Annotated in this window: 18 protein-coding genes; 7 read left to right on the plus strand and 11 right to left on the minus strand. The window is 63.4% G+C overall.

Going from position 1 to position 23070, the window contains the following annotated elements; genetic code table 11:
• Window positions 1-31: 31 nt before the first annotated feature.
• From FVE66_RS07770 to acsA, 9 genes are all read right to left on the minus strand, one after another.
• The gene (locus FVE66_RS07770) at window positions 32-1114 is read right to left on the minus strand and encodes a c-type cytochrome (RefSeq protein WP_151446826.1); all 1083 of its coding nucleotides are present in this window, start codon (window positions 1112-1114) and stop codon (window positions 32-34) included.
• The gene (gene soxC, locus FVE66_RS07775) at window positions 1098-2462 is read right to left on the minus strand and encodes a sulfite dehydrogenase (RefSeq protein ID WP_151446827.1); all 1365 of its coding nucleotides are present in this window, start codon (window positions 2460-2462) and stop codon (window positions 1098-1100) included. The genes FVE66_RS07770 and soxC overlap by 17 nt, the downstream gene beginning before the upstream one ends.
• 319 nt (window positions 2463-2781) lie before the next feature.
• Window positions 2782-3150, minus strand: coding sequence for an ArsR/SmtB family transcription factor (locus FVE66_RS07780; RefSeq protein ID WP_241673084.1), 369 nt, complete (start codon window positions 3148-3150; stop codon window positions 2782-2784).
• 102 nt (window positions 3151-3252) lie between these two features.
• Window positions 3253-4224 (minus strand): MBL fold metallo-hydrolase, encoded by a 972-nt coding sequence (locus FVE66_RS07785; protein ID WP_151446828.1) that lies wholly within the window; start codon window positions 4222-4224, stop codon window positions 3253-3255.
• A 129-nt stretch (window positions 4225-4353) separates the two neighbouring features.
• Window positions 4354-4599 carry an acyl carrier protein gene (locus tag FVE66_RS07790; RefSeq protein WP_151446829.1) on the minus strand — a complete coding sequence of 82 codons (246 nt, stop codon included), beginning with the start codon at window positions 4597-4599 and terminating at the stop codon, window positions 4354-4356.
• A 10-nt stretch (window positions 4600-4609) separates the two neighbouring features.
• Window positions 4610-5821: a dihydrolipoamide acetyltransferase family protein gene (locus tag FVE66_RS07795; protein WP_151446830.1), complete on the minus strand. Its 1212-nt coding sequence runs from the start codon at window positions 5819-5821 to the stop codon at window positions 4610-4612.
• On the minus strand, window positions 5818-6798 hold the full coding sequence (locus FVE66_RS07800; RefSeq protein ID WP_151446831.1) for an alpha-ketoacid dehydrogenase subunit beta: 981 nt from the start codon (window positions 6796-6798) through the stop codon (window positions 5818-5820). The genes FVE66_RS07795 and FVE66_RS07800 overlap by 4 nt, the downstream gene beginning before the upstream one ends.
• Window positions 6795-7829 carry a pyruvate dehydrogenase (acetyl-transferring) E1 component subunit alpha gene (pdhA, locus tag FVE66_RS07805; protein WP_151446832.1) on the minus strand — a complete coding sequence of 345 codons (1035 nt, stop codon included), beginning with the start codon at window positions 7827-7829 and terminating at the stop codon, window positions 6795-6797. The genes FVE66_RS07800 and pdhA overlap by 4 nt, the downstream gene beginning before the upstream one ends.
• Window positions 7830-9599 carry an acetate--CoA ligase gene (acsA, locus tag FVE66_RS07810; RefSeq protein ID WP_151446833.1) on the minus strand — a complete coding sequence of 590 codons (1770 nt, stop codon included), beginning with the start codon at window positions 9597-9599 and terminating at the stop codon, window positions 7830-7832. It abuts the gene before it with no gap.
• 221 nt (window positions 9600-9820) lie between these two features.
• Between acsA and FVE66_RS07815 the strand changes: the two genes are divergently transcribed.
• Complete coding sequence (locus FVE66_RS07815; RefSeq protein ID WP_151446834.1) at window positions 9821-10756, plus strand: Clp protease ClpP; 936 nt, start codon at window positions 9821-9823, stop codon at window positions 10754-10756.
• Between the two features lie 2 nt (window positions 10757-10758).
• Here the strand turns inward: FVE66_RS07815 and ftsH are convergent, their stop codons facing one another.
• Window positions 10759-12579, minus strand: coding sequence for an ATP-dependent zinc metalloprotease FtsH (gene ftsH / locus FVE66_RS07820; protein ID WP_151446835.1), 1821 nt, complete (start codon window positions 12577-12579; stop codon window positions 10759-10761).
• Between the two features lie 255 nt (window positions 12580-12834).
• On the opposite strand from ftsH, the gene FVE66_RS07825 reads away from it, so the two are divergent.
• Complete coding sequence (locus tag FVE66_RS07825; protein WP_151446836.1) at window positions 12835-13527, plus strand: haloacid dehalogenase type II; 693 nt, start codon at window positions 12835-12837, stop codon at window positions 13525-13527.
• A 55-nt stretch (window positions 13528-13582) separates the two neighbouring features.
• Here FVE66_RS07825 and FVE66_RS07830 read toward each other — a convergent pair whose 3' ends face one another.
• Window positions 13583-14902, minus strand: a complete 1320-nt coding sequence (locus FVE66_RS07830; RefSeq protein WP_151447249.1) for an NRAMP family divalent metal transporter — start codon at window positions 14900-14902, stop codon at window positions 13583-13585.
• 455 nt (window positions 14903-15357) lie between these two features.
• Here FVE66_RS07830 and FVE66_RS07835 point away from each other — a divergent pair, with 455 nt between their 5' ends.
• Genes FVE66_RS07835 through FVE66_RS07855 form a run of 5 tightly spaced genes read left to right on the plus strand, consistent with a single transcriptional unit; the run spans window position 15358 to window position 22980 of the window.
• Window positions 15358-16566 carry a TolC family protein gene (locus FVE66_RS07835; protein WP_161993222.1) on the plus strand — a complete coding sequence of 403 codons (1209 nt, stop codon included), beginning with the start codon at window positions 15358-15360 and terminating at the stop codon, window positions 16564-16566.
• Complete coding sequence (locus FVE66_RS07840; RefSeq protein ID WP_151446838.1) at window positions 16563-17714, plus strand: efflux RND transporter periplasmic adaptor subunit; 1152 nt, start codon at window positions 16563-16565, stop codon at window positions 17712-17714. Before FVE66_RS07835 ends, FVE66_RS07840 begins: the two co-directional genes overlap by 4 nt.
• Window positions 17704-20841, plus strand: coding sequence for an efflux RND transporter permease subunit (locus FVE66_RS07845; protein ID WP_151446839.1), 3138 nt, complete (start codon window positions 17704-17706; stop codon window positions 20839-20841). Before FVE66_RS07840 ends, FVE66_RS07845 begins: the two co-directional genes overlap by 11 nt.
• A 40-nt stretch (window positions 20842-20881) precedes the next feature.
• Window positions 20882-21550, plus strand: coding sequence for a response regulator transcription factor (locus FVE66_RS07850; protein WP_151446840.1), 669 nt, complete (start codon window positions 20882-20884; stop codon window positions 21548-21550).
• Window positions 21547-22980: a sensor histidine kinase gene (locus tag FVE66_RS07855; protein ID WP_151446841.1), complete on the plus strand. Its 1434-nt coding sequence runs from the start codon at window positions 21547-21549 to the stop codon at window positions 22978-22980. Before FVE66_RS07850 ends, FVE66_RS07855 begins: the two co-directional genes overlap by 4 nt.
• Window positions 22981-23070 lie beyond the last annotated feature (90 nt).

Here is a 23070-nt window from a genome sequence, read left to right on the forward strand (position 1 = left end):
TCGATCCGTGACCTGGCGAAACGGAGATCGATCAAGGCTTTGCGCCCTGAACGATCCAGCGCACCATCGACATGATATCGTCATCCTTCAGTTGCGGGTGGCCTGGCATGGGCACTGGCCCCCAGGTACCGGCCGATCCATTCTTGACCTTGCCGGCCAGGCGCGCTTCGGCACTGGCGTCGCCCTTGTACTTCGCGGCGATTTCGTTGAAGCCTGGCCCCACGATCTTGTTGCTCATGCCGTGGCAGGCCACGCAGCCGTTCTGCTTCAGCAAAGCGACCGGATCAGGCGCGACCGATGCGCCCTTGGCAGCAGCCTTCGGCGCCGCCGCCTGCGCTACCAGCTCGCGCCGTCCCGCCGAAAGCGGGGCGGTGCTCGCCGGCTTGGTGGTATCGGCGCCGCGCACCGGACCGAACGTGCGGTTCTGTTCCTGGATATTGCCGTGCGCGTTGCGCGAGCTTTCCGGCAGTTCCGAGCGGATGCCGGGCTCGACCTTGCAGTCTTTCATGCAGGCCACGCTCTTCACATCGGGTTTGCCTTTCACATCCCACAGCCCGTGCTTGGTGGTCATGCCATTGCGGTTGGGCATGCGTTGCTGGACATCGGCGATGTTCTTGTCCGACAACGTGAAATCATCGGGGACGATTTCAGCCATGTTGAGGATGTATGCCGTCACCGCATACACCTCTTCGGTGCTCAGCGTCTTGGGTGCAGTCCATGGCATGGCGCGGTTGATGTAGTCCCACAGGGTCGAGACCGTGGCGACTTTCATCATCGTGGTCTTTTGCGGCTGCTTGCCGTCGATCAGCGCTGCGACCCGCCCTGTCTTCTGGTCCTCTTTCGTGGTGCCGCCGACAATAGGCGTGAAGACCTCGTTCGATTCGCCGAAGCTGCCGTGGCAGGAGGCACATTTGCCGTCCCAGATGACCTGCCCCTTGGCTACCGTGCCCGATCCGGGTGGCAGTCCTTTGAAATCGGGACGCACATCGATGTCCCAAGCCTTGATTTCCTTGTCGGTGGCAGTGCGGCCGATACCTTCATATTTCTGGGCGAAGCCGGCGCAACTCGCGCTGGCCAGCACGACGGCGAGGAACGCCTTAGTAAACCTGGACATTCGAAACCTCCCCGCTCGGTGCGACTTTCCATGACTGGATCATGTTGTTGTGATAGATCGAACGGGTGCCGCGCACGGCGCGCAACTCATTCACTTTCGGCTGGACGTAACCGGTTTCGTCGATCGCGCGCGACTGCAGCACGGCCGGACCGCCATCCCAGGTCCAGTCGATGTTGAAACGCGTCAGGCACTTGGTCAGCACCGGCGATTCCAGGCGCGCGGTGCGCCAGTTGCGGCCACCATCGACCGATACGTCCACGCGCTTTATCTTTCCGCGGCCGGACCATGCCAGTCCGGTGATGTTGTAGAAGCCCTTGTCCAGCAGCGCCTGTCCGCCGGAAGGCGTGGTGATCACCGACTTGCATTCCTGGATCGAGCTGTACTGGCGGTGCAAGCCATCCGGCATCTGGTCGATGTAATGGATGGCCTCGTCTTTCGACGCCCACGGCTGGTCGCCGACCTCGATCCGGCGCAGCCACTTGACCCACGACACGCCCTGCACGCCCGGAACCACCAGCCGCAGCGGATATCCGTTTTCGGGGCGCAGCATTTCACCGTTCATGCCCCACACGACCAGCACATCGTCCAGCGCGCGAGAGATGTCGATGGTGCGCGTCATGCCGGAGCCGTCACCGCCTTCGGCCATGACGAACTTTGCTTTCTTGCTGTCATAGCCGCAGTCGTCCAGCAGCACCGACAGCGGCACCCCGGTGAATTCACTGCAAGACAACATGCCGTGCGAGTACTGCACCGTCGGCACGGCCACATTGCCCCACTCCATCGCGGTGTTGGCGCCGCATTCGATGAAGTGCATGCGCGATACCGAGGGCATGCGCATCAGGTCATCCATCGTGTAGACCTTGGGGTTCTTCACCAAGCCGTTGATCATGAAGCGATGGGTAGCCGGGTCGATATCGACCCAACCCTGATGGTGGCGCTCGAAATGCAGGCCGCTGGGCGTGATGATGCCGAACAAGCCCTGCAGCGGCGTAAAGGAAACCGATGCGGCCGGCACCCGGGTCAGGCCCGGCGATTCCCGGCGCAGCAGCTTGTTCTCGAACTTCGACGGCACGCCATAGGGGTTGGTGGCGACTGGCTTGCCCAGCGTTTTCGCGTGCTCGGGCAGGTTCAGTATGTTGGGATCGCCATCGCCGATTCCGCCGGCCGGCGGCTGTGCCAGCGCGGATCCGCCAGCGAGCGCTGCGCCCGCGGCGAGGAAGCTCTTCCTCAAGAAGCCTCGACGCGATTCATTCAGCCCCCCGCTATTGATTTCGGTGGCCAGCGCGCTGTCCACGAAATTCTCGGGCGCTCGCAGAATGCGGCCCGTCTGGCGCACTTTACTTGACATGCAAAACACCTCGGATGAAAAGTTGAATCTACGGCTATATAACTAACCGCTCATATTTATTGCCAAAATGAACCGCGGTTAAGCGGTTCCTGGCTGTCTCACTCGCCCAGCTTGCTGTTACTGCTTGCTGTTACTGCTTGCTGTTACTGCTTGCTGTTACTGCTTGCTGTTACTGCTTGCTGTTACTGCTTGCTGTTACTGCTTGCTGTTACTGCTTGCTTCCACTGCTTGCTTCCACTGCTTGCGGCCAACTCTGGCTTCTCGCTACGGCAGGCGGTTTCCTGACATGCAGCTACCCCGCATATCTGGCGCCGCCGCTTCAGTCCGCTTGGGACATGAAGCTCTCAACCGCAATCTGGCTAATAGACGGCCCGACCTGCACTTTGGTTGCCATCTGGCCGCACACCGTACGGCACACATCGATCGTATTCTGGTCGTCGATCCGGTAATAGACCTGAGTCCCGTCCTTGCGCCGCGCCAGAATTTTCGCCCGGTAAAGCATGTTGAGTTGGCGCGACACATTGGCCTGGGTCGACTCGATTTCCGTGACGATATCGCCCACCGAACGTTCCTCATTACACAAGGCATGCAGGATCTTCAGGCGGGTCGGCTCGGACAACAGGAAAAAATAGTTCGAGACTTCCTCGATGACTTCGCTCATCTGCGCCTTGCTCAACTCTTTTTCCATGACTATCGTTCCATGCGTGAGTGCGCATATAACCAAATAGAACGAATCTTTGCAAGAAAATTCTCTTGTGCATCGCAACAAGCAGAGCCTCCGCCAGGACTCCTATTTCTGCAGGCTTTCCTTCTCCATCAGGATGTAGGTGCCATAGGCATTGCCCCGATTGGCCGCTTCGAAGGCCGGGTAGTTGCTGAACGCGGACCAGTCGGTTTTCTTGTATGCCTCCTCGAACGGCATCATGTCGCTGACCGCGTCACCCATCGCCTTGCGCAGGAACTGCAGGTAATTCCGCGTCAACTCGATATCCTTCAACGGCTCGGTCGAGGACCGGCCGTGCCCGGGAACGACCATCCTTGGCTTGAGTTCCAGCATGCGGTCCAGGGCCACCAGCCAGACCTTGCTGTTGGCGTCGCCCACGAAGGGAATGCGGCCGGTGAAAAACAGGTCGCCGGCGAACAGCACGCCATCGTTGTCCACCGCCAGCATGATGTCATCATTGGAATGAGCGCCGCTGCTGTCGATGATCTGGAACCGGATGCCTCCCATCTCGAATGGAATCGGTTTGCCGCTGCTGAACTTGAGCCAGCGGTCGGCTGCCACCATGCGGGTGTTCTGATCTATCCATGGTGCGAGGTCGGCGCGGCGCTGCGCCAGGCGCTGCTGGGCAAGGTCGGATTCCAGGTAGCCGCGGCCGTTCTCGTGCGCCCAGATTTCCGCGCCCTGGGCCTTGAAAGCCTGCAGTCCGTAGAAATGGTCGGCGTGGTAGTGGCTGACAATCACCCGCGTCACCGGTTGCGGCGTCACGCTGCGGATTGCCTTCAGCATCGCTTCACCGAGCGCCGGCGAGCCAAGGGTATCGAACACGACCACGCCGTCTTTGGTCACGACAAAGCCTGCGTTCGACATGAAAGCCTTGTTGGCGGCGGTGGCCATTCCGGATTCACCCTGGAAATACCAGGTGTTGGGGCCAACCTGTAGCGGCTTGAGGGTGATCGGGTCGAGTGCGGACGCGGCGGGTGCGAAGGCCAGCGTCAGCAAGGCCAGCGCAATGCGCCAACTGTTGAAAAAAGATTGCATGTGTATCTCCTGTTAATCGTAACGATCCTTGGGATCCATGGGATCCCAAGGATCGATGGCAGACGGCATATTACCCATATCGCGGTCTGCCGCGCAGGCCACGATGTGAATTCATCTTCCCGTCGCCCTTCACGCCACCCGCTTCCCCAGATAGTCGAGCAGTCGCTCCAGCGTGGTCAATTGGCGGTAATCCGACTCCGGTATCTCGACATGCAGCTTCTGATGCAAGCCCATCAGGAAATGCAGCCAGTCCATCGAATCCAGGTCAACCTGGTCACGCAGCGGCGTGCCGGGTTCCAGTTGCGACAGCTGCACCTCCGGCGCAATACCGCGCAAAGTCTCGAACACCACGCCCTTGAGCTGCTCGCGGTCCATCAGGCGCTCCTCACAGTTGCTCCGGACTCTGCAGCAAGCCGGCGATGCGCGACAGGAATGCGGCGCCGCGATGGCCATCCGATACCCGGTGATCTGCCGCCAGCGTAGCGGTGACGACCGGCATGATCCGTATCGCGCCATCGTCTGCCCACACCCGGTCGGCAATGCGGCCGAAGCCAACCAGCGCCACCTGTGGCGGATAGATCACGCCGTGCACGCTATCCACGCCGCGCTCGCCAAGATTGGTCAGCGTGATGGTCGGATCCGACATCTCCGAACTGCGCAGCGATCCGGCGCGCGCCCGCTTCACCAGGTCTGACAGCGCGGCCATCAACTCGTCCAGCGTGCGGTTGGCTGCGTCATGCAGCGCCGGTGCGATCAGGCCGCCGCTGCGAAGCGATATCGCCACGCCGACATGCACCGCCTGCGATGGACGGTGACCGCCTCCAACATGAAAACCGTTGAGCTCGGGAAACGCAGCGGCAGCGAGCGCCACCGCCTTTATCTGCAGCACCGCCATCAGCAAGCGCTGCGGCAGCGCGCGCTGCGCGTTCGCCTGCTCCAGCCACCGCGACGCTCGCAACAGCGGCACCTGTTCGCTCAGGTAGTAGTGCGGAATCTCGCGCTTGGATCGGCTCATTGCCGCGCCGATCGCCTGCTGCATCGCTGCCGCCCGGGTGGCACCAGCAACGGCTTCGGGCGTCGGTGCCGGTGCAGCTCCCCGCGCGGCGCGTTCCACATCCTGCAGGGTCAGCGCACCGTCCGGCCCGGTACCGGAAAGTGTGTCGATATCGATGCCGAGGTCTTGCGCATGCTTGCGCGCAGCGGGAGATATCCGCCTGCGCCCCGCCGATGCCGGGGCAGCGGCCCCGGCCCCCGCTGATGGCAAGGGTGCGGCCTGGACCGCAGTGGACACCGCGGCCGTCGGCAGCGCGGGCGCCATCGCCGCCTTCGCGGCAGCAATGGCGGCTGCATCTACCGTCTCGTCGCCTGCAGCAAGCAGCGCCATCGGCATCCCGACCGGAATGGTCTGGCCGGGCTCGACCAACAGCGCTGCGACCTGCCCGTCATCCCAGGTCTCGACGTCGACTGCGGCCTTGGAAGTGTCGACCACCGCCACTATCTGGCCGCGGCGGACAGTGTCGCCAGGCTTCACCAGCCACTTCAGCAACTTGCCCTGATCCATGTCCGATCCGAGCGAAGGCAGCAAGAAAGCTTTCATTGCCGCCCCGTCAGTTGCCTGGCCGCCGCAACGATGTCCGCTACCTGCGGCAGCGCCGCCTGCTCCATTTGCCTGGCATAGGGAATCGGCACCTCGGCGCCGCACACGCGCAGCGCCGGCGCGTCCAGTTCGTAAAAAGCCTGCTCCGCCACGCGCGCCACGATTTCAGCCGACAGGCTGCCACTGCGCCATTCTTCATCCACCACCAGCAGCCGATGCGTCTTGCGCACCGAAGCGATGATGGTGTCGCTGTCGAGCGGGCGCAGCACCCGCAGGTCGATCACCTCCGCATCGATGCCCTCGCCGGCCAGCGCGGCTGCTGCCTCCATCGCCTTGGGCAGGCCGCCGCTCCAGGCAACCAGCGTCAGGCTACTGCCGGCACGGCGCACCACGGCATGATCGATATCGCATTGACTGTCCAGCTCCTCCGGCAAGTCCTCTTCGATGTTGTACAACTGCGCATGTTCGAAAATCACGACCGGATCGGGATCGTCCAGCGCCGGCTTCAGCATCGCACGCGCGTCTGCGACAGTGCCCGGCGCCAGCACGCGGATGCCGGGTATGTGCGCATACCATCCCTCCAGGCTATGCGAGTGCTGCGCAGCCAGTTGGCGGCCGGCACCAGTCGCCATCCGGATCACGATCGGAACGCTGAACTGGCCGCCGGACATGTGGCGCAGGGTCGCCGCTGTATTGACGATCTGGTCCAGCGCCAGCAAGCTGAAGTTCACCGTCATGATCTCCACCACCGGCCGCATTCCGCCCAGCGCGGCGCCGATGCCGGCGCCGACGAAGCCCAGTTCCGACAGCGGCGCATCGCGCACCCGGTCGGGCCCGAACTCTTCCAGGAAACCCTTGGACACGGCATACGAGCCGCCATACCGGCCCACGTCCTCCCCCATCAGGAATACGCGGCTGTCAGCGCGCATGGCTTCCCGCAATGCTTCACGCACGGCTTCGCGGTAGCTGGTTTTCATGATCGGGTGTTTTTCATGGCGGCGGGCGTCGTCACATCGCGCAACAGGTCGGCCGGATCCTCGGCCGGCGATGCCTCGGCGAAGGCAATGGCGTCGGCAATTTCCTGGCCCACCCGCGCATCCAGCGCCAGGAACGCGTCCTCGGTCAGTAATCCGGATTGCTTGAGGCGGGCGGTAAATGTGTGGATCGGCCCGCGCTGCTTCCAGACCTCCACCTCGGCCTTGTCGCGATACAGTTCCGGATCGAACATGGAATGCGCGCGGAAGCGAAAGGTCTGGCATTCGAGGAACACCGGTCCGCCGCCCTCACGCACCACGCGGGCGGCGTCGGCCACTGCCCGGTGCACCGCCAGCACATCCATGCCGTCGACCCGCGACGCCGCCATGCCATAAGACTGCGCCCGCTGGCACAGGTCGGTGCAGGCCTGCGATCGCGCCAGCGCGGTTCCCATTGCGTAGAAATTGTTCTCGCACAGGAACAGTACCGGAAGCTGCCACAAGGCGGCCAGGTTCATTGACTCGTGGAACACGCCTTCCGCGCACGCGCCTTCACCGAAGATGCAGGCATTGACCCGCTCCCGTACCTGCATGCGGTCGGCCAGCGCCAGCCCGCATGCGAGCGGCAGGCCGCCTCCAACGATGGCATTGCCGCCATAAAAATTTTGCTCCCGATCGAACAGATGCATCGACCCGCCACGGCCATGGCAGCAACCGCCCAGCTTGCCGAACATTTCGGCCATGATGCTGCGCATGGGCACGCCGCGCAGCAGCGCATGGCCATGCTCGCGATAGGTGGCGACAATATTGTCCAGTGACTGCAAGGCGCGCATCGCGCCGGCGGCGACGGCTTCCTCGCCAATGTACAAATGCAGGAAGCCACGAATCTTGCCGGCGCCATAGAGCTGGGCGCAGGCTTCTTCCATGCGGCGTATGCGCAGCATGTCTTCCAGCAATGCGGTCGCGACAGCGGGATCGGTTCCTGCAGGAAGCGGCGCAATTGTGGCGGTGTTGGCGGTGGCGGGGGTTTCCATTCAGGCTCCGGCCTCCAGTGTCGAGATGTCGCCCTCCGGCAAGCCAAGTTCGCGTGCCTTCAGGAGCCGCCGCATGATCTTGCCGCTGCGGGTGCGCGGCAGCACGGACAGGAAGGCAATCTCCTTGGGTGCGATGGCCGCGCCCAGCCTGCTGCGGGCGTGGCCGAGCAGTTCCAGGCGCAAGGACTCGGCCGGCTCGAATCCTGGCTTCAGCGAGACGAAAGCCTTGATGCTTTCCCCGGTGGTCGGATCGGGCTTGCCGATCGCCCCCGCTTCCGCCACTGCGGGATGTTCCATCAAGGCATTTTCAATCTCGAACGGCCCGACCAGGTGACCCGAGCATTTGATGACGTCGTCGCTGCGCCCGACGAACCAGAAATAACCGTCTTCATCGCGCCGCGCCAGGTCGCCGGTGAGATACAGCTCGCCGGCAAAACATTTTTGATAGCGTTCTTCATTGTGCAGATAGCCGCGCAGCATGGATGGCCAGCCGCGCCGCAGCGCCAGCTCGCCCTGCTCGCCCACTTGCTCCACCACCTGCACCGCGCCGCTCTCGTCGCGCCGCACGATGCAGGCATCGACCCCGGGCAGCGGGCGTCCCATCGAGCCGGGCTTGATATCGAAGGCCGGCGTGTTGGCGATCATGATGCCGCCAGTCTCGGTCTGCCACCAGTTGTCATGCACCGGCAGTCCCAGCACGTCCTGCCCCCACCACACCGCTTCCGGATTCAACGGTTCGCCGACGCTGGCGATGAAGCGCAGGCGCGGATAGGCATGCTCGCGCGCGAGCGCGGGGCCGGCCCGCATCAGCATGCGCAATGCTGTCGGCGCCGTGTACCAGACGCTGACCTCCTGCGTTTCCAGAATCTCGTACCAGCGCTGGGCATCGAACTCCCCGGCATCGACCACCGAGGTCACGCCGTGCAGCAGCGGCGCGATGATGCCGTACGACATGCCGGTGACCCAGCCCGGGTCGGCGGTGCACCAGAACACGTCCTCGTCATGCAGGTCGAGTGCATATTTTCCGGTGGCGTAATGGGTGACGACCGCGCCATGCACATGGATTGCGCCCTTGGGGGTACCTGTGGTGCCGCTGGTGAAGTGCAGCAGCGCCGGATCCTCCTCTGCCGTTGCGACGATATCGAACCCGGTCGCGGCTTGCGCCATCAGTGCGTCGAGGTCGAGCGTGCCGGGCAGCATGGGCAGGGAGCGGTCGCAGCCGGTCAGCAGCACCTGGCGCAGTCCCGGCAGCGAGTCCCGCATGGGCGCGACCTTGCGCCGGTACAGTGCCTGGGTGGTCACCAGCACCCGCGCATCGCCGATCTTCATGCGGGTGGCCAGCGGCTCCGGGCCAAAGGCAGGAAACAGCGGACACGCCACGCAGCCGTTCTTGAACGTGCCGAGGGTGGCGACGTACATGGCCTGGCTTCTGCCGGCCAACAGGAATACGGCGTCGCCGCGCGCCACGCCCAACGTGTTCAGTACGTTCGCGAAGCGGTTGCTTTCGCGCGACAGCTGCGCATAGGAGATCGTCGTGGTGCCGGCATCGTCGACGAATCGAAAGGCGGTGCGATCCGCCCTGGTCCCCTGCGCATGCCGCTCGACCGCGGCCCAAGCGATATTCATGCCGCCGCCAGCGGGCTGGCCCAGTTCGCGCCGCGCCTGCTCCCAGGAAAAGCTTTTGCGCAAGGCCTCGTAGGCAGTCCAGTTTGGCGTCACGCCACCGGGCTGGGAAGATTTGCGGATCAGGTCGGGACGCGCGGCATTCATGGCGATCGCAGGAAGCTGGCAGAACCCGATCTTCCCGCCAATGGCCGCCGTTCGCTTGACCTGAAACAAATGTGCCCCGACGAACAGAATCGGCAGCAGGTCCGATCAGCAAGCTTCTTTAACTGCATCAAGCGCAGGGGAATATCCTGCCCTACAGTCAATCATCCAGCCACCCGCCGGGCGAGTCCTGCTGCAGCGAATGCAGATTTGCCGCCAAGCCCATGCCGACCCCATCGAACAGGAACAACCAGGAAAGCCAGGAACCTGAATCGCCAGAAGGCGAGTCCGGGGTGTTCCGCGGGCTTGCCCGTTATGAAAGCTGCGCCAAGGTGCGGCAGCTGTCCTACTATATTTCGGGCGAGATTGTCGAACCGAATTACTACACGGAACTGTTCCATACGCTGCGCAGCGCCGACGAATCGGACGTCATTGCATTGCACCTGAACACATCGGGTGGGGATTTCGATACCGGGCTGCAGTTGATCAACAACATGATGGCATCCCGCGCCCGGGTGGTAACGGTGCTGGAGGCGCGCGGCTTCTCGATGGGCGCCTTCATCTTCCTCGCCGGCGACGAACTGGTGGTGCACGACAACTGCCAGCTGCTGTTCCATATCTATTCCGCCAGCATGGCCGGCCGCGGCCATGAGCAGCAGGCCGAGGTAGCAGCCATCAGCGCTTGGTTTCGGCGCTTCATGACCCGAACTTGCTCCCCTTTCCTGTCGGACAGCGAAATCAGCGGCGTGCTGAAGGGCTCGGACGTGTGGATGGACTCGGACGAAATATCGCGGCGGCTGGCGCGCCTTCATCGCGCCCGCGAAAAAGGCCGGCCCGGACGAAAACCCCAGCCGGCACATCCGCATGGACGCGCTGAAGACAGCGTGAAACCGGTGCAAAGAGTTGAGCGCGCCAGCCACGAAACAGCGGCGGCAGCAGCAGCGTCGGCAGCAGCGGCCGGCACGCCGTCCGCCGCCGAGCGCAAGGCGGGCAGCGCGGTGCAAGCGCTGGAACCGCTGTGGCATCAATTGCAGTCAGCCGCGGACGAGGACTGGAACGAGCGGCGCAATGCATTGATCCTTGCGCTGCAAGCCCTCGATGCATCGCCATTGCGCCCTGCCGATGCCCGGCCCGCGCCGGACAGCGCCAGCGCCCCCTGAGCTCAGGCTTCCAGCGGACGCAGCCCGACAGTGAGTTCCTTCAGGGCAGCTTCGTCCAGCGTCTCTTGCTGCAACAAGGCTTGCGCGCTGCGGTCCAGGATCGCCCGGTTCGCGGCAAGGATCGCAATTCCCCGCTCCAGGCTTTCCTGCAGGATGTCACGCACGGCCTTGTCGATAGCCTGGCGCGTCGCTTCGGAAACGTCGTAGCGCAGCGCGATGCTCCCGGCCGTGACGTCGCGCACCGCGCTGCGGCTGCTCTCGTACGATGCGCAACCAAGGTCCTCGTCCATGCCGAAGCGCGTCACCATTTCATGCGCGATCTGGGTCGCCTTGGCCAGGTCGTCGGCAGCGCCGGTGGAGACTTCGCCAAATACCAGCTTCTCGGCCGCGCGCCCGCCCAGCAACACGGCGACCTTGTGCTCCAGTTCGTCGCGCCGCATCAGGTAGCGGTCTTCGGTCGGGCGCTGGATGGTGTAGCCGAGGGCGCCGCCTCCGCGCGGAATGATCGACACCTTGTGCACCGGATCGCCGGGCCGCGACAAGGCCACCAGCGCATGGCCCATCTCGTGATAGGCGGCCCGTTCTCGCTCGGCTGGATCCAGCACCCTGTTGCGTTTTTCCAGCCCGGCCACGATCCGCTCGAAGGCGACGGTGAAGTCGTCCGCGCCGACAGCATCGGCTTTCCTGCGCGTGGCCGCGATCGCTGCCTCGTTGACCAGGCTGGCAAGGTCGGCGCCGCTGAATCCGGCAGTGAAGCCGGCGACCTCGTCCAGCGATAGCGCCGGATCGGTCTTCACCTTGCGTATGTGCACCTTCAGGATATCGACCCTGCCCTTCCGGTCCGGCCGGTCCACCATGACCTGGCGGTCAAAGCGGCCGGCGCGCAGCAGCGCCGGGTCGAGTATCTCGGGGCGGTTGGTGGCGGCCAGGATGACGATGCCGGGCGAGGTGTCGAAGCCGTCCATCTCGGCCAGCAACTGGTTCAGCGTCTGCTCTTTTTCATCATGTCCGCCCAGTTCCGGGTAGGCGCCGCGCGCGCGGCCAAGCGCATCCAGCTCGTCGATGAAGATGATCGCCGGCGCCTTCTGCCTGGCTTGCTCGAACAGGTCGCGCACGCGGGCCGCGCCAACCCCGACGAACAGTTCCACGAACTCACTGCCGGAAATCGAGAAAAATGCAGTGCCGGCCTCGCCCGCCACCGCTTTCGCCAGCAAGGTCTTGCCGGTGCCCGGCGGCCCCACCAGCAGCACCCCGCGCGGGATATGCGCACCCAGGCGGCCGAAGTCGGCCGGATGTTTCAGGAACTCCACTACCTCCTTCAACTCGTCCTTGGCCTCGTCGACACCGGCCACATCAGCGAAGGTGACGCCGGTGTCGTGCACCACGTACACCTTGGCGCGGCTTTTCCCTATCGTCAGGAAGCCGCCGGGTCCGCGCGTATCGGCCATCTTGCGGATGACGAAGTACCAGATGCCCAGTACCAGCAGCGATGGCAGCAACCACGACAGCAGCCCGGACAGCAGCGTGCTCTGCACCACCCGGCTGTAGGTCACCTTGTACTTGCCGAGATGCTCCGCCAGTTCGGGTTCGACCCGCACCGCCATCAGGGCGGTCTTGCGGCCCTGGGGCGTCTTCAGTTCCCCGGTCACGGTGCGGTCCTGCACGATGACATTCTTGATCCGCCCCTCCGCCAGCGCCTGCTCGAATTCGCTGTACGGTACCGCCTCGGTGTGAGCGACGCCTTCCCAGACATCCTGCAGCAGCAGGACCAAAAAGATCGCGCTGGCCCAGTAGATCCAGTGCCATTTCAGGTTGCGGTCCATCCGGATACCTCGCTGATGATCCGGAACTGGCGCCGGAGTTGACCGGTAAGGGGTTCGGAGAATGACATGGGCAGGCAATGTCCGAGAGACGGGCTATCGGTCATGTTGGCGTCTGGCCAGTCCTGCCGCTTGATCCAGATCATCTTTCCTGAGCCCACGACTTGCCCGGGCCGGGGATGGCGGTCTGCTAGCATGCGGCAACAGTGCAATTCTCAGTTCAAGATCAAGATCGAGCTCAAGACCAAGGAACCCGCCATGCAGCCAGCAAAAGTACTCGCCTTCGACGTCTTCGGTACCGTGGTCGATTGGCGCGGCAGCATCATTAGCGAGGTCAGCGAAATGGGCCTGGCGGTCGATGCCAATGCCTTCGCCCTCGCCTGGCGCGATGGCTATCGACCGGCGATGCAGAAAGTGATGTCGGGCCAACTGCCCTGGACCCGCATTGACGAGCTGCACCGGATGATGCTGGACGAGGTACTGCTGCGCTTCGGGGTCGAGCTTGACGAACAAGGCCGGCGTCACCTGAACAAGGCGTGGCACCGGCTGAAGCCCTGGCCGGATGCGGTCGAAGGGCTGCAACGCCTGAAGTCACGCTTCATCATCTGCACGCTTTCCAACGGCAATATCGGTTTGCTGACAGAGATGGCAAAACACGCCGGCTTGCCGTGGGACTGCATACTGTCCGCCGAGGTGTTCCGGAAATACAAGCCGGATCCGGGCACTTACCTGGGCGTGGCGGACGTGTTCGACCTGGCGCCCGACGAAGTCATGCTGGTGGCGGCCCACCAGGACGACCTGGCAGCGGCCCGGAATTGCGGTCTGCAGACCGCCTTCATCGAACGTGCGCTGGAGTTCGGACCGACCCGCACCAATGATGTGTCGCCCAACCCGGCCAATACCTGGCACGCAAGGGATTTCGTCGACCTGGCACGGCAGCTTGGCTGCTAGAAACCGGCTGTGGCAGGTGGCAGGCCGCCAGCCGCTGACCGCCGACCGCCGACCATCAGCCCCGGCCCTGCCACATTAAAAAAAACATCGCTGCCACACCAGCAAACATGAACAGCGTCGCCAGCCATCCCAGCGCCTTGAGCCGCGGGCCGACGACAAACCGGCCCATGATGTCGCGCCGTCCGGCCATCAGCATCATCACCGCCATCACCGGCACCGAGATCACGCCATTGATCACTGCGCTCCAGTACAGCGCCTTGATCGGGTCGATTCCGACGTATCCCAGCAGCATGCCGCCCAGGGTGGACAGCGCTATGATCGAATAGAACTGCTTGGCCTTGAGCGGAGCCCGCTCCAGGCTGTTCTTCCATTTGAAGGCACCGGCCATCGCATAGGCTGAAGATCCGGCCAGCACCGGAATGGCCAGCATGCCGGTGCCGATGATGCCGGCGCAAAACAGCGCAAAGGCAAAATCGCCGGCCACCGGGCGCAGTGCGATGGCGGCGTCGGCCGAGGTGCTGATGTTCGTGATCCCGTGCACATTCAGGGTGACGGCCGTGGTCAGGATGATGAAGAACGCCACCAGGTTGGAAAATCCCATTCCGACCAGTGTGTCGATCCGGATGCGCCGCAGGTGGGCCGGCGCCTGGCCGGGAGCCTTGAGCAGCGGCTGCATGGCGGGGTCGGCCAGCTGGTCTTCGACTTCCTGCGAGGCCTGCCAGAAAAACAGATAGGGACTGATCGTGGTGCCGAACACGGCGACCGCGGTGGTGATATAGGCCGCGCTCCAGGACCATTCCGGCATCAGCGAGCGCGATACCACCTGCGGCCACGGTATGTGGACCACGAACGCGGTCGCCACATAACTCAGCAGCGCCAGCGTGAGCCACTTCAGCAGGCGCACATAACGCCGGTAGGGAATGAACACCTGCAGCGAGAGTGATACCAAGCCGAATGCCAGCGCGTACATATGTGCCGGGCCGCCCGTCAGCAGGCTCATCGCCTCACCCATCGCGGCGATGTCGGCGGCAATGTTGATGGTGTTGGCAATCAACAGGAGTGCGACCGTCGAATACAGCATCCACCCCGGGAAATGGCGCCGGATGTTGGTCGCCAGGCCATGGCCCGTGACCCTGCCAATCCGCGCGCTCACCATCTGGATCCCGACCATCAGGGGCAAGGCCAGCAGCACCGTCCACAGCATGTTGAATCCGAACTGCGCCCCCGCCTGGGAGTAGGTGGCAATCCCGCTCGGATCGTCATCCGCTGCGCCGGTGATCAGCCCTGGTCCGAGCTTGCTCAGCCAGGATCCGTCCGGTCTGGTGGCGGGATCCTGGACCGGATGCAGCGTCTCCACTGGCGGCACGCTCGCCATCAACTGGCCCTTGTCATCATTGTTTCGCAAGCGCGCAGCCCGACAGCAACAGGGCCGCAGCCGTAACGACGGTCTTGGCCAAGATGAGCGCAACCGGGATTGCGCGGGTCCTGTCGGTAACTCAAATGCTACTCCCCTCTGTGGTCTGGCCGCGATAACTATACAGGCAGACTGATCTTGATTGCAGCGCGGGATCGAAACATCGTCCACGTTACATTTGTCAGTTCAATGTCAGCTTTATCTCAGCTTATCGTCAGCGTCTTTCAGTAATCTGCTTGCTCCCGGTAGCGCCCGCCCAAATGGGCGACCGATACCAGTTCGTCAATTCCAGCAAGCGACAGGAAAGCCAGCAATTGTTTCGATCACTCCCCGGTAACCCCTGGTCACGCCTCAGCGCCCTCGCCTTGCTTATATGGCCTCTGCTGGTCACGGCGGCCCCGCCTGAAGTAGCTGGATTGGACAGCCTGAGCCTGACCCGCGCACTCGATATCGCAATCGAACGCAATCCCGATATCACCCTGTCGGCGATAGCGGTGCGCGCTGCCGAAGCGGCGGTCCTCACGGCCGATGTTTCGCCCAATCCCGCGCTCTCGCTGCAGGCGCAGAGCATCAATCCGCGCCAGGGTATTGGCCCCGGCTCGCTGCGTGACAAGCAGATCGACACGACGGTCCGACTGGACCAGTTGATCGAGCGCGGCGGCAAGCGCCAGTACCGTACCGAAAACGCCAGCCAGATGGCCACCGCTTCCCGTTCCGATCTGCAGGAAGCGCGCCGCCAATTGCGGCTGAGTGTCGCAACTGCATATTACGACCTGCTGGCTGCGCAGGAGCGAATGGCCATCACGCGGGAAACCGCGAGCCTGTTCCAGTCCACCCTGGATGCCGCGCAAAAGCGCAAGGCGGCCGGCGACCTGGCAGGTTCCGAGGTGGAGCGCCTGCGGGTTGACGTACTGCGGGCCCGCAATGATGCACGGCAGGCACAAGCCGACCTGACGCGCAGTCGGCTGGCCCTGTTGCTGATGCTGGGCATCAGCGCTGCGCCGGACGAGATCAGCGCCGCCGATGCCTGGCCGGCGCCGCAGGCTGGCGCACGGCCAACGGATGTCGACGCGCTGCTGGCCCGGCGTCCCGATGTGCAGGCCGCCAGCGCCCGCGTACAGGCGGCGCAGGCTGGACTGCGGCTGGCCCAGGCCTCGCGCACCCGCGATGTCTCGGTCGGGGTGCAAGCGGACCGCTCGCCAGCCAGCCCGATGAATGGCTATTACAGCAGCAACTCCTTCGGCGTGTCGGTGCAGGTGCCGCTGTTCACGAGCAATTATTTCGAAGGCGACATCCGCAATGCCCTGGCCGGCGTCGACAGCGCGCAAGAAAACCTGCACAAGGTCCGGCGCCAGGCCAGCTTCGAACTTCAGCGGGCATACAACGACATGCAGTCGGCACAGGAACGGGTGGCCCGCTTTCGCGACGAACTGAGCCAGGCTGCCGGGCGTGCCGTCGAGGCCGCCGAATTCGCTTTCCGTAACGGCGCCATCAGCGTGACGGACGTGCTCGACGCGCGCCGCACCTTCCGCGCCATCACCATCGACGAACTGAGCGCTCGCGCCGACTACGCAAAGGCATTGTCTGCCTGGCGCGCTGCCACACTGGAAGATTCAAGCAAATGAAACTCGTGACCAAGCTCGCCATCGGCGCAGCGATCATCACTGCGGCCGCCGTCACGGTGGTGGGGGTGAATTATTTCCAGAAGCCGCCAGTAGCCGAGCAGGCTGCGGAAAGCAAGCCTGCCGGGCCACGCGTGGTGCAGTACGCGAAGGATGCGCCACAGATGTCGTCGCTGAAGACGGAGGCCGTCCATCAGCTGGCCTTGCCGATTGCAGATCCGGTAAATGGCCGCATTGCCTATGACGAGAACTTCACAGCCCGCGTCAGTTCGCCGGTGACGGGCCGCGTCACAAAATTGCTGCGCGAGATTGGCGACCGCGTGAATGCCGGCGATGCGCTGCTGGCAATCGATTCGGCGGACCTGGCTGCTGCCGAGGCGGACGCACAGAAGAGCCGGGTCGATGAGCAGCGCAAGAAGCTGGCCTTTGAAAGGGCAAGCAACCTGTACGAACGCGAGGTGATCGCCCGCAAGGATTTCGAGGCGGCGCAGGCCGACTACCAGCAGGCCGTGGCGGAAACACGGCGCACCGCGCAGCGCATGAAGTTGCTGGGCGCAAGCGGCAATGAAAATGGCCGCTTTGCACTGAAGTCGCCGATCAATGGCGTCATTGCCGACCGTCAGGCAAATCCCGGCATGGAGGTGCGGCCGGACCTGCAGAACCCGCTGTTCGTGGTTACCGACATTTCCCGCCTGTGGCTGCTGGCCGATGTGCCGGAACGCTACCTGGCTGACGTCAAGCCTGGCCAATCGGTGAGCGTATTGACCGACGCTTATCCAAACCAGTCCTTCCCCGCTACCGTGGAACGCGTGGGTGTCGCGCTCGACCCGGTGACCAGGCGGGTGCAGGTACGGTGCGTGATCAGGAATACCGACATGCGGCTGCGCCCGGAAATGTTCGCCCGGGTCTACTTCCTGGCAGACGAGCACAAGAAAGGCATCCGGGTGCACAACAGCACGCTGATTTCGGAAGGCCTGTACAGCTATGCATTCGTGGAAACCCAGCCCGGCCGCTTCGAGCGCCGGCGCGTCAACGTCGTGCTGAAAGGGCCCGAAAGCAGCTTCATCGATTCCGGCATTGCCGATGGCGAGAAAGTGGTGACCCACGGCGCCCTGTTGCTGAACGCCGAGGCTTCCTCCAATGCTCAGTAAGCTGATTGACTTTGTCCTGACGCAGCGGGTGTTCGTCCTGCTGCTGACTGCCGCGCTCGGCATCTTCGGATACCGCGCGCTTTCCAACCTGTCGATCGAAGCCTTTCCCGATGTGCAGGATGTGCAGGTCCAGATCGTCACCCAGTTTCCCGGCCAGGCGCCGGAAGAGGTGGAACGTACCGTCACGCTGCCGATCGAGCGCGAGATGAGCGGCGTGCCGCGCCAGACCCAGCTGCGCTCGGTCACCATCACCGGCCTGTCGGTCGTGACCCTGACGTTTGCCGATGGCACCGACGACTATTTCGCGCGCCAGCAGGTTCTTGAAAAGCTGCAGACGGTGTCGCTTCCGCCCGGAATACAGCCGACCCTGGCGCCGCTGTCCACCGCAGTCGGCGAAATTTACCGCTATATCCTGGAAGCGCCGGCCAATATGAGCGAGAACGATTTGCGCTCGCTGCAGGATTGGGTAGTCCGGCCGGCCCTGAGGATTACCCCCGGCGTGGCTGAAGTGGTCAGTTTCGGCGGCACGGTCCGCGAATACCAGGTGCTGGTCGATCCGAACGCCCTGCGCCGCTATAACGTCACGATCGACCAGGTCAGCCAGGCCCTGAACAACAACAGCGCCAATGTCGGCGGCGGACTGGCACGCCGTGGCGAAGAGGCGCTGGTAATCCGCGGAATCGGCATCCTGGGCGGGGTCGAGGACATCGGCCGGGTCGTGGTCAACGCCAGGGGTGGCAAGACCGTGCTGGTGTCGGACGTGGCGGAAGTCAGGATCGGCCAGCGGCCGCGCTCGGGCATCGTGGCCTACAACCAGAACGACTCGGTAGTCCAGGGCATCGTGCAGATGACCAAGGGCGGCAACGCGACCAAGGTTGTGAGCGACCTCAAGGAACGGGTGGAACAAGTCAACGCCAAGCTACCGCCAGGCGTGAAGATCCGGACCATCTACGACCGTACCCAGCTGATCGACCACACGGTGATGACCGTGGTTGAAAACCTGCTGGTGGGTGCCGCGCTGGTGATCGCGCTGCTGGTGATCTTCCTGCGCAACTGGCGCGCGGCGCTGATCGTGGCGACCGTCATTCCGCTGTCGCTGCTGTTCGCATTCATCATGCTGGACCTGCGCGGCATTCCCGCCAACCTGATTTCGCTCGGCACGGTCGACTTCGGCATCATCATCGATGGCGCGGTGGTGCTGGTCGAGGCTTTGATGGTGAGGCTGGCGGTGCGCAACTTCGACCCCACCCATGCGGAGCGCAATGCCGTCTGGCGGATCAAGGTGCTGAAGGACACGGTAATCGAGTTGGGCCACCCCATCCTGTTCGCCAAGGCGATCATCATCGTCGCCTTCATTCCCATCTTCACTTTCCAGCGGGTGGAGGGGAAAATATTTTCGCCGGTCGCGCTGACCATTTCATTTGCCATGCTGGGCGCGGTGATCCTGACGATGACGCTGATCCCGACCTTGCTGGCGATGACGATGGAACGTCACACGCTGGAGGAAAAGCACATTCGCTGGATGGAGTGGCTGCAGCAGCGTTACCGGGCCTTCCTGCACTGGTCGGGCCTGCACCGCTTCCTGCTGCTGTTGAGTTCGGCCAGCGTGCTGGTCGTTACGCTGGCCTTGGCGCCGCTGCTCGGCAGCGAATTCCTGCCCAAGCTGGATGAAGGGAATATCTGGCTCACCCTCAGCCTGCCGACGTCGAGCTCGCTGCAGACATCGAAGGAAGTGGAGCGGCAGGTTCGCAACATCGTCCTCGGCTATCCGGAAGTGAAAAACGTGATTGCCCAGGTGGGACGGCCGGATGACGGCACCGACCCCAAGGGCTCGAACAATATCGAGTTCCTGGCCGAACTGAAGCCACGCGAAAGCTGGCGTTTTTCCGGCAAGGACAAGCTGATCGCCGACATGTCGGCCAGGATCCGCGCCATTCCCGGCGTGCCGACCAACTTCTCGCAGGTAATCCAGGACAACGTGGAGGAATCGCTGTCCGGCGTGAAGGGCGAAATTGCGGTCAAGGTGTTCGGACCTGAGCTTGAAATCCTTACCCAGAAATCCGAGCAGATCGCCACCATCCTGAACGGCATCCGCGGCGCCACCGACGTCGCCGCGATCAAGATCGGCGGACAAACGGAATTGTCGGTCACCGTGGACCGGGAAAAGATTGCGCGCCTGGGCATCAATGTCGCGGACGTGAACCTGGCGCTGCAGGGCGCGCTGGCGGGCGTGCCTGTGAACACTTTCTACGATGGCGACCAGCGCTATGACATTACAGTCAGGCTGAGTGAGCGCCATCGCGACTCGATCGACGACATCGCCAACATCCAGGTCAACCTGCCCAACAATGCCGGCACCATCGGCCTGGGCGACGTCTGCCGGATCGAGGTTCGCCAGGGCGCCGCGCGAATCAGCCGCGAAGCGGGCGGGCGCAATGCCTCGGTGAAAGCCAACCTGCTGGGCCGGGACCAGGGCAGTTTCGTCGCCGAAGCGCAAAAGAAAGTCGCCAGCCAGGTCAAGCTGCCGCCCGGCTACCGCATCACCTGGGGCGGCCAGTTCGAGAACCAGCAACGCGCAATCAAGCGGCTGGGCATTATCGTGCCGATCACGCTATTGTTGATTTTTTCCCTGCTGTTCTGGGCCTTCCGCTCGATCCGGATGGCAGCCCTGGTACTGTCAATCGTGCCACTTTCGCTGATCGGCGGCGTGGTCGGACTGGCGCTGGCCGGATTGCACTTCTCCGTGTCGGCGGCGGTCGGCTTCATTGCCGTGGCCGGGATCTCGGTGCAGAACGGCGTGATCATGCTGGAGCAGATCATTGAAAACAATCGGTCCGAAGCATCCCGGTTCAGCAGCGCGGTCGAAGGCGCGGTGTCGCGCCTTCGACCGATCCTGATGACGGCGCTGATGGCAGGACTGGGCCTGCTGCCGGCGGCGCTGTCGCACGGCATCGGCTCGGAAACCCAACGGCCCTTCGCAGTAGTGATTGTTGGCGGCATCGTATCGGCCACGCTATTTACGCTGATGCTGCTGCCCCTTGCCTATCCGTTCTTCGCCGAAAAGCGCCTCAAGCCCGAAATCGACGAAAATGCCGATGCATCTGCCCTAACTGATGGCAATGTCTGAGTTTTATCGTATCCACCCGACTTCCTGACCCTACCTGCCCATGCGCGTACTCCTTGTAGAAGATGACATCGTCCTTGCCGACGGCATTTCCCGCATTTTGAAAGACCATGGGATGGCGGTCGAGATGGCTCACACCGGTACTGACGCCGACAGCATCCTGCAGCGCAGCCAGTTCAGCATCCTGGTGCTCGACATTGGCCTGCCGGGCATTGACGGATTTTCCCTGGTGCGGCGCCTGCGAGCCCGCGGCAGCACGCTTCCGGTGCTGTTGCTGACCGCGCGCGATGCGGTACAGGATCGGGTGCACGGCCTGGAACTGGGCGCCGACGACTATCTGGTCAAGCCGTTCGACACCAGTGAACTGGTGGCGCGCCTGCGCGCCCTGGTACGGCGCACGACCGCCAGGACCAGCGAGCTTGAAGCCGGCGGGCTGGTGATGGACCTGCTGGCCAAGCGCGCGCGGATCGGCAACGATGCACTCGAGCTTTCCGCCCGCGAATGGGCCGTGCTCGAATACCTGATGCGCCAGGCAGGACGGGTGGTATCCAAGCAGCAGATCATGGATGCCATCCTGCAATGGGGTGAAGAACTCAGTGAAAACGCGGTCGAGGTCTATGTCTCCCGTATCCGCATCAAGACGGCGGCGGCCGACCTGTCCATCCGCACCATCCGCGGCTTTGGTTACATGCTGGAAAAGCGCGGCTCATGAAAAGCATCCGCCTGTCCCTGCTGAAGTGGCTGATCCTGCCTCTTCTCGCCATCAACCTGGTGGCGTCGGGACTGGCTTACTGGACCGCCTGGCGGCCGACCCAGGCTGCGTTTGACCAGAGCCTGGCCGACGCAGCCTGGTCGCTGGTGCCCAGCATCTCCGACCGCAACGGCGGAATCGAGGCGCACCTTTCCAAGCAGACCGAACAGTTCCTGCGGATGGATCAGTTCGACATGATCTTTTTCACGATCCGCCACCTGGACGGCAGCGCCATCGCCGGCGACCATGATTTCCCGGTGCTGGAGGCGCCGGTCCGCCTGCGTGAACCGTCCGCCCACGACGACTTCATGCGCGGCGTGCCGGTGCGGGTGGTGCTGATGCGGGTCCAACTCGAGAAGGAGCAGGTGCTGATCGGCGTGGCCGAGACGCTGCAGTCGCGCAACAAGGTGCGCAACGAAATCCTGTCCGTGCTGATCACCCAGCAGCTGCTGCTGGCGGTGCTGTTCGTGGTGATCGCATGGGTCGGGGTCGGGATCGGCCTGTTCCCGCTGCAGCGGATGCGGGCGCAGCTGAATACGCGCGATCACGACAACTTGTCGCAGGTCGAGACCACCGACCTGCCAGTCGAGCTGCAACCGCTTGCCCAAGCCCTGAACGGCCTGCTGGAACGGACCTCGAAAGGCAAGCAGGCACAGCAGGATTTCCTGGCAAACGTCGCCCACCAGTTGCGCACGCCCTTGTCCGGCCTGAAGACGCAGCTGGCCTGGATTCGCCAGCGCTATGCCGGCGACAAGGAAGCGGCGCATTCGGCCAGCATGATGACTTCCTCGGTTGATCGCATGATCCGCCAGACCAACCAGCTGCTGGCACTGGCGCGGGCGGAGCCGAGCCAGTTCGAGAAGCAAAGGCTGGAAACGGTAGAACTCGACAAGGTGGTCGAAGAGTCCGTGCAGCATTTCGTGCAGGAAGCAGACAAGAAGGAAATCGACCTCGGGTTCGAGTTGCGTCCGACGCTGGTGGCCGGTGACCGATTCCTGCTGCGCGACCTGGTCGACAACCTGATCGACAATGCCATCCGCTATTCACCTCCGCGGGCGACGGTCACTGTGCGCAGCCATGAAAAGGATGGAAGCGGCGTGCTGGAGGTCGAGGATAACGGACCCGGCATCGCTGCGGCAGACCGCGAGAAGGTGTTCAACCGCTTTTACCGGCTGGACGACAAGGTGGCAGGAACAGGACTCGGATTGGCGATCGTTCGTGACATCGCGGCGGACCACGATGCGACAATCGAAGTACAGACCAGCGAAGGCGGAAGCGGGACCGTGGTCTCGGTCCGCTTTCCCCTGGTCCGGGGAAAACCTGCGGATACGGCATTGCGCCAGTCCAGCCGCGCACCCGGCGGTCAGGGTTCAGGACCCGCGGTAGAGTGACAGCGATTGGAGCGCCCAGCTTTGCATGTCGAGCGTCGCGCCATGGTGCCTGCCCCCGAACCGTTCATGCGTTTCCTATCAGTCGGCAGA

Source organism: Lacisediminimonas profundi (genome assembly GCF_008831265.1).
GTDB lineage: Bacteria > Pseudomonadota > Gammaproteobacteria > Burkholderiales > Burkholderiaceae_D > Lacisediminimonas > Lacisediminimonas profundi.